Genomic DNA, 321 nt, shown 5'->3' on the forward strand with positions numbered 1-321 from the left:
TTTACCCATCATCTGGGCGACCGCGTCACCATCGCCAGTCCGGCGCTGGGCGCGCTCGTCAATTACGTGCAACGCAGCGACGCCATCGCCCCCTGGACTTTCGGCATCCGCTCCCTCTATCGCTATCTGGCCGGACGCGGCCTGACAGATTCATTGCCATCTTCAGCATCATCCTCCAGGAGAACAGCAGCATGACAGCATCACCCTCGGCTTCCCTCGCAGCCGCGCCGGCGACATCTAACGGATCGGCTGTTGATCACGCCGTCGAACATGCCATCTATCGCAGCCTGGCCGGCAAGCGCGTCGTCATCACCGGCGCGC

General features: G+C 63.2%; 1 pseudogene. It reads left to right on the forward strand.

Annotated elements, in window-relative coordinates:
* Positions 1-195 (forward strand): annotated as a pseudogene (locus HLUSI_RS30755) (fumarylacetoacetate hydrolase); the annotation flags it as partial.
* Positions 196-321: the final 126 nt, after the last annotated feature.

Origin of the sequence: Herbaspirillum lusitanum P6-12 (assembly GCF_000256565.1) — a bacterium.
In the GTDB taxonomy this organism is placed as follows: domain Bacteria; phylum Pseudomonadota; class Gammaproteobacteria; order Burkholderiales; family Burkholderiaceae_D; genus Herbaspirillum; species Herbaspirillum lusitanum.